Genomic DNA, 6,524 nt, shown 5'->3' on the forward strand with positions numbered 1-6,524 from the left:
AGCAAGCCTCGTTAGTAAAGCGTGGAGTTAAACAGTTGAATCTGAACCGTTTCACCGACTTCAACACGGCCACGTTCGCGCTCTAGTACCACAAAGCAGTTTGCTAAGCTCATTGAGCGGAAAGCGCCTGAACTTTGGTTACCTGTTGTTTCTACTACAAACTGACCGTTTTCAATCGAGTAGATGCCACGTTGGTAATCAGTACGGCCTGGGCCTTTTTTGAATGCAGATTTAGTGATAGCAGGAATCGATTCTGGTGCTGTCCACGCAGTGTGACCGGCAAGTTTAGCCAGCATAGGTTGAACTAACACGTACATGGTCATCATTGCAGACACTGGGTTACCCGGTAGGCCACAGAACCAAGCGTTGTCTAGCTCACCAAATGCGAATGGTTTACCTGGTTTGATTGCTAGTTTCCAAAAGCCGATTTCGCCAAGCTCTTCAAGAATGTCTTTGGTGTAATCAGCTTCGCCGACACTTACGCCACCAGAGGTGACAACTACGTCTGCCAGTTCTTGTGCTTTTACAAAGGTTTCTTTAAGCGTTGCAGGGCAATCAGGAATAATACCTAGGTCAATTGCTTCGCAACCAAACGCTTCAATCAGTGGTTTGATACCGTAGCGGTTGCTGTCGTAGATCTGACCATCTTCAAGAGGCTGACCTAATGGCTTGAGCTCATCGCCAGTAGAGAAGAAAGCGACTTTAGGCTTGTGTACCACAGTTACATGGCTCACACCGAGCGAAGCAATCATTGGAATGTCACGAGGTGTTAAACGTTCGCCACGGCTAAGAACGATATCGCCTTGTTTGATGTCGTCACCAGTAGGGCGAATGTTATTGTTTAGCTTGATGTCGTCTTGTTGAATCTCAATGCCAGCGTCAGTTTCAGCCGTGTTTTCTTGCATGATTACGGCGTCACAACCTTCCGGGATCTTTGCGCCAGTCATAATGCGAATACAGGTGTTTGCAGGCCATTCACCTTCAAATGGTTGACCTGCAAAGGACTTGCCCGCTAAAGGCAGCACTTTACTGTTCTCTAGGTCTGCTAAGCGCAGTGCATAGCCGTCCATTGCTGAGTTATCAAAAGGAGGTACGAAAATAGGGGATAGAATATCTTCAGCAAGTACGTAACCCAATGCTTCTGCTAATGGCAGTGATAAGGTCGTTTGAATAGGTTGAATTGGTGATAGCAGCTTATCTAGTGCTTCTTCAATTGGCATCAAGCCCGGAGCGTCGCAACAGCCCATAATTGAAATCCTTTGATCGTTATTATTTTGATTTGGCGGTTGGCAATAGGGATTCAATAGTTATCAAATCATGATGGTTCGCCAACGAAATTCTAGCCACTCTAGCACAGTTTAAGCCCCGTAAATAATGACCTCCCTTAAAATATGGGTGTATTTATTCAAAATTCCGAGTATCCTTGTTTGCCATCCAGAAGGGGTAATAAAAGAGGAAGTTCAATGTCAGGTCTTAGCGAATCAGCGAAGTTGGTTAAAGATGCGCTAGCAAGCCGTGGTTTAGAGACACCAATGAGTCCAAACCAGGTTAGCCGAGAAGAGAAAAAGGAACGAATCGAACACCATATGCGTGAGATTCTCACTCTCCTTGAACTTGATCTTACGGACGATAGTCTGGAAGAAACACCGCAACGTATTGCTAAAATGTACGTGGATGAAATTTTCTCTGGTTTGGATTACGCCAATTTCCCTAAAATTACGGTAATCGAAAACAAGATGGGCGTTCGTGAGATGGTACGAGTAAAAGACATTACCGTGACCAGTACTTGTGAGCACCACTTAGTGACGATTGATGGTAAGACTGCGGTCGCTTATATCCCGCGTGGAAAAATCATTGGTCTTTCAAAGATTAACCGTATTGTTCGATTCTTTGCTCAGCGCCCACAAGTTCAAGAGCGTATGACGCAGCAGATCCTTGTTGCACTGCAAACGCTACTCGAAACTGATGACGTTGCTGTCACCATGGATGCGGTTCACTACTGCGTGAAATCACGCGGTGTAATGGACGCGACTAGCGAAACGACAACAACAGCTCTGGGCGGTATCTTCAGATCAAACCCAGCAACGCGCCACGAGTTCTTACACGGCCTGCGTTGATTCACTGCATTATTAGATGAATTCAATTTAGCCTCTGTAAATTGATGTTCATTGAAATATATTCTAAGCCTCGCTTTATGCGGGGCTTTTTTACGCCTGCAATGAAGTCAACTGTAATGGCTGAGAATGCTGTTATTCCCTAAAGTGAAGAATGAGCGACTTATTCACTTTCGCCATTCCCTAAAGTGAGGAATGAACGTAATAGGGAATCTGTTGCGGCCAAGCAGAAAAAGCACGCTCTATATCTTAACGTTTGTTGAAAGCATATAGAGCGTAACTAGAATCAGTCGCTGGTGGAGTGCTTAAGAAAGGTTAAACAAACGCTTTAAGTGGTGAACAATACCGGATGGCTTGTTCTCGGCTTGATAGATGCTCAAACCATCGTAAAAACTCGCCATGAACTCTACGCGAATCTCATCATCACTGCTTCTCGATATACGAGACAGTAGCGTAGCGGCTACAGCTGCGTGATCATTGGCTAGGCTGTAATCCATTCCTAGTCGTCCTTGAATGAACAACCACAAATGCGTGACTAGTTTTAACTGTTGAGCGTTAGAGTTTTGAAACTTGTCGCTGTGCTCAGTTCCCACTGTATTATCGAATACATTTTGCATCGCCTCATTCGCTTCTTTATTGCTTTCAAAGCGATAGCTTGCATCGATATGTACCTTGGTTAGCAAGCCAAGCAACGTCTGACGTGCAGAGTTCTCCGGCTTGTTCTCGCAAGCGTGTTTAAACAAAGCGTGGTTTTCATCAATAAATGACGACAGCTCTTTCTCGTAGCCTGTCGAGAGCGCTTTGACTGAACCTAAACCTGCTTCTTTTAAACACTGGTGAAGCTTGGTTCTAGCTTGTTGTTTAGCTTTGATTTCTTGCTGCGCGTCGGCTTGTTGCTTGGCTTCTTCTAGCTGGCTAGCTGCTGTTTGCGAATTATTCGGGGTTGGACGCTCAGTCATTACTCTGTAGCTCTTCCCACGTTACTTCTGCCGATTGAGTATCGCTGTTAATGAAAGCAGAGTTACCCGTCAGCATGACTGAAAGATCCATCGTACGTTGTGTCATCGCTGCTAGCTGCTCAATACCATCGTTGTCTAGACGAACGATCTGAGCTTTTAGGTAGCCGAATTTACCTTTGTTCTGCTCCCACCAAACGTTTGATTTAGTGTTGAAGCTGAATACGCGTACTGATTTAGATAGGCGAGTTGCCTTCTTAACACGCTCTGGATCAGGTTCGCCTACATCAACCCATTCTAGGATTTGATCGTCTAACGACTTTTGCCATAAATCGGGTTCTTCAATGCTAGACAACCCTTTAGTGAACTCAAGTTCAGGAGACGCATTGATACAGAAAGCCATGATTCGAGCCATCATTCGCTGTTCTGTTTCAGAAGGGTGTTGTGCAACCGTTAGATTGAAAGAGTCGTAATAGTCGCGATTCATATCGGTTAAAGAGATACGAAACTTGTAGATTGTCGGTTTAAGAGCCATTGAGAGGGTGTCTTAGGTAGAAATAGTGAAGGGGAATATTACCTTAAATCTCTGAATAGCGGGTAAAAAAATAGCCAGCAGAGGCTGGCTATTTTTAGAAAGCTTTAAAATACTAAATTAAAGTACTTTGATGCTGTCAGCTTGTGGGCCTTTTTGACCTTGAGATACTACGAACTCAACTTTTTGGCCTTCAGCAAGAGTTTTGAAACCGTCGCCAGTGATAGCAGAGAAGTGTGCGAATACGTCTGGGCCGTTTTCTTGTTGAATGAAGCCGAAGCCTTTAGTTTCGTTGAACCATTTTACTGTACCAGTAACTGTGTTAGACATGATGATATCCTAAAATTAAATTTTTATTTTGAGCCAATTGTGGCACTGATAGCGCGGAAAAGTTTATTGCTATTGCGTACAACACAACGGGGTTACTAGTAATCCAACGAAATGTTTATATACAAAGAACTTTCTTTCTAGCCGGAAACGAGTCTAAATCAAATCAGGGGATAGTCAATCGAATACATAGGGAAAGGTTGCAGAAACTTGGGGGTAGTCAAACTTTGCATTCCTTAAATATCATGGAGTTACAGTTGTATGGTGATTTGTTGTAGTTTTTGTGAAAAAGGTGGTCGAAATTGATGACGAATTTGGAGTCAATGCACTGTTTTAGCGCATTCATTTTTGCAAATTTAAAGCCGCTAACTGGGCGTTGAGCCCACTTTTAACGGCTTATATTTATAAATGTCGTTGTAAGGTAAGTGCCTTTACTTGAACGAGGTCTCGGCTACTTTTTCAAGCGGTACAGGTTGCCATTATCAGTGCTGAAGAAGATGTCTCCGTTTGGTGAAGTTTCGATGTCTCTTATCCTTTCGCCCAAGTCCTCTAAAATGCGTTCTTCCTCGATTGCCTCACCTTGTTCATTGACTGTCACAATATTGATGTGAGTAAGTTTTAGTGCGCCAGCCAGCAGTTTGCCTTTCAGCTCTGGGTATTTGTCTCCTTGGTAAACAAGCAAACTGCCCGGAGCGATTGAAGGAACATAGACTTTTTTTGGCGCTTCAATACCATCTTTGGTTTCCGATTCGCCAACGCTGATAGGGCCCCAATACTCTTTTCCGTGTGAGGTGACAGGCCACCCATAGTTGGCACCCGCTTTTATTAGGTTAATTTCATCACCACCGCGAGGGCCGTGTTCAATCGACCAAAGCTTTTGAGTCGGGAAATCGTAATACAGACCTTGTGGATTACGATGGCCAAAGCTCCAAATTTCATTGAGCACTTTGTTGTTATCCGTGAATGGGTTATCGCTTGGTGTGCTTCCATCGGCATTCAGTCGTAATATTGATCCGGCGTGAGTCATGGTGTCTTGGCCGTTGTCTCGATCACCTCGATCACCGATTGAAAAATACAGGTGGCTATCATCAAAGGTGATACGGCTACCAAAGTGACGTCCTGTGTCCGTTCTGGATTTAGTTACAAACACGTCTGTCCAATTGATGACTTCATTATTGCTGTAATTAGCAGAAGCCAGTGTTGTTACGCCTTCATCATCGATGTCTTTACTGTAAGTGACGTAGAACTTTCCGTTTTCAAAAGGGGAAAGTGCGATATCTAATAATCCACCTTGGCCTTTCGACCATACATTGGGCAGCCTGAAGAGTGTGTGTTGATCGCCAGTTTTTAAATCGACATGTTTAATGACGCCTGATTTTTCTGTGACTAGCATGGACTTATCGTTGACATAAGCCAGTCCCCAAGGGATCACGAGTCCGTCGGTGATCTTCTCTGCCTGCCAAGCAAAGGCTGACGTTACAGGACCTGAGGCAAGCAGCGCCAAAGCACATGAAAAAATACGGTGATGAGTGTTCATTGAAGTCCCTTGATTATGAGCATCTAGTGTTAGTCTAGCGCTTGTGGCCGATAGGCGGAAAGCCGAGGTTGCTGAAAAGTGACTATTCACATATTTAGTTGAACGCCTATTGTATGATTATACAAGCTCACGTATGTTTACTCTGCCTTTCTCTATTTGATCCTGTCGGAGCATTATGAACAACTCACCAGCAGCATTTTCGCTATTTTCTCAGTTTTTATGTTGTGAGTTAGATACGCACGATTTTTCTTCGAACGGACCTATTAAACGATGAGTCGTGGATTTGATTTTAAATCGATCTTACTTGCGTGCTTGGTCATCAGTATCGGTCAGCTCAGTATGGGACTGGTGTTTCCATCACTACCTTGGATCGCCAAAGACTTCGATGTATCACTAGAGCAAGCCCAGCTATTGGTAAGCGTGTACCTATTAGGTTTTGGGCCTTCCCAGTTTATTTATGGCCCTATTTCCGATGCTCTTGGGCGCAAGAAAGTGCTGCTGAGCGGATTATTAATCGCCATGCTGGGACTATTGATGATCATTTTCTTCAGCCACTCGTTTACCAATATGGTGATGGGGCGATTTCTACAAGGCCTAGGAACCGGCTGTTGCGCTGTACTTGCTCGTGCCTCGACGCGCGATAGATTCAACGGCGCAGACTTGCCTTTGGCTATGTCTTATATTGCGATGGTTGCCTCTATAACACCTTTGATCGCGCCTGTTATCGGTGGGTTTATTAACTTCCACTTTGGCTGGAGTATGGTGTTTATCTCACTACTTGGCTATGTCTCATTGGCTTGGGTGGTATTGGCGTTCAAGTTTAAGGAAACCGTCACTAAGGTTTCGGCTATCCCTTCACCGAAGAAAATGATTTCTCAATACAAAGAGCTACTCACTTCTCGTTATTTTATGAGCTTTGCGAGTATTGGCTGGCTTAACTTTAGCTTGATGATCACCACCGTATCAGTGATGCCATTTATCATGCAAAATCAGATTGGCATGACAGGGCAAGATCATGAAAAACCCATATGGAATAAGGGGTAGCGTGAAGTGATGTT

6 protein-coding genes and 1 pseudogene are annotated in these 6,524 nt (G+C 44.2%); 2 read left to right on the forward strand and 5 right to left on the reverse strand.

Annotation, left to right across the window (positions count from 1 at the left end):
- Positions 1 to 11 precede the first annotated feature (11 nt).
- A complete protein-coding gene (moeA, locus tag ACED41_RS18460; protein WP_371725442.1) occupies positions 12 to 1,247 on the reverse strand; it encodes a molybdopterin molybdotransferase MoeA in 1,236 nt (411 codons plus the stop codon).
- Positions 1,248 to 1,463: 216 nt separating this feature from the next.
- Between moeA and folE the strand changes: the two genes are divergently transcribed.
- On the forward strand, positions 1,464 to 2,117 hold the full coding sequence (folE, locus tag ACED41_RS18465) for a GTP cyclohydrolase I FolE (RefSeq protein ID WP_017061725.1): 654 nt from the start codon (positions 1,464 to 1,466) through the stop codon (positions 2,115 to 2,117).
- A 302-nt stretch (positions 2,118 to 2,419) separates the two neighbouring features.
- Here folE and ACED41_RS18470 read toward each other — a convergent pair whose 3' ends face one another.
- From ACED41_RS18470 to ACED41_RS18485, 4 genes are all read right to left on the reverse strand, one after another.
- Positions 2,420 to 3,073, reverse strand: coding sequence for a hypothetical protein (locus ACED41_RS18470; protein ID WP_371725443.1), 654 nt, complete (start codon positions 3,071 to 3,073; stop codon positions 2,420 to 2,422).
- Positions 3,066 to 3,605 (reverse strand): YaeQ family protein, encoded by a 540-nt coding sequence (locus ACED41_RS18475; RefSeq protein WP_017061727.1) that lies wholly within the window; start codon positions 3,603 to 3,605, stop codon positions 3,066 to 3,068. The genes ACED41_RS18470 and ACED41_RS18475 overlap by 8 nt, the downstream gene beginning before the upstream one ends.
- Before the next feature lie 117 nt (positions 3,606 to 3,722).
- Positions 3,723 to 3,932 carry a cold-shock protein gene (locus ACED41_RS18480; RefSeq protein ID WP_010430417.1) on the reverse strand — a complete coding sequence of 70 codons (210 nt, stop codon included), beginning with the start codon at positions 3,930 to 3,932 and terminating at the stop codon, positions 3,723 to 3,725.
- 448 nt (positions 3,933 to 4,380) lie between these two features.
- Complete coding sequence (locus tag ACED41_RS18485; RefSeq protein WP_371725444.1) at positions 4,381 to 5,466, reverse strand: PQQ-dependent sugar dehydrogenase; 1,086 nt, start codon at positions 5,464 to 5,466, stop codon at positions 4,381 to 4,383.
- A gap of 270 nt (positions 5,467 to 5,736) precedes the next feature.
- Between ACED41_RS18485 and ACED41_RS18490 the strand changes: the two are divergent.
- Positions 5,737 to 6,483, forward strand: a pseudogene (locus ACED41_RS18490) (MFS transporter); the annotation flags it as partial.
- Between the last annotated feature and the right edge of the window lie 41 nt (positions 6,484 to 6,524).

Source organism: Vibrio sp. 1F255, assembly GCF_041439145.1.
GTDB classification, from domain to species: Bacteria; Pseudomonadota; Gammaproteobacteria; order Enterobacterales; family Vibrionaceae; genus Vibrio; species Vibrio crassostreae_C.

Bases quoted from the DNA above. Each gene is read 5' to 3' on its own strand.
- folE (WP_017061725.1), top strand. From the start codon at position 1,464: ATGTCAGGTCTTAGCGAATCAGCGAAGTTGGTTAAAGATGCGCTAGCA.
- ACED41_RS18475 (WP_017061727.1), bottom strand. From the start codon at position 3,605: ATGGCTCTTAAACCGACAATCTACAAGTTTCGTATCTCTTTAACCGAT.
- ACED41_RS18480 (WP_010430417.1), bottom strand. From the start codon at position 3,932: ATGTCTAACACAGTTACTGGTACAGTAAAATGGTTCAACGAAACTAAA.
- ACED41_RS18485 (WP_371725444.1), bottom strand. From the start codon at position 5,466: ATGAACACTCATCACCGTATTTTTTCATGTGCTTTGGCGCTGCTTGCC.
- ACED41_RS18470 (WP_371725443.1), bottom strand. From the start codon at position 3,073: ATGACTGAGCGTCCAACCCCGAATAATTCGCAAACAGCAGCTAGCCAG.
- moeA (WP_371725442.1), bottom strand. From the start codon at position 1,247: ATGGGCTGTTGCGACGCTCCGGGCTTGATGCCAATTGAAGAAGCACTA.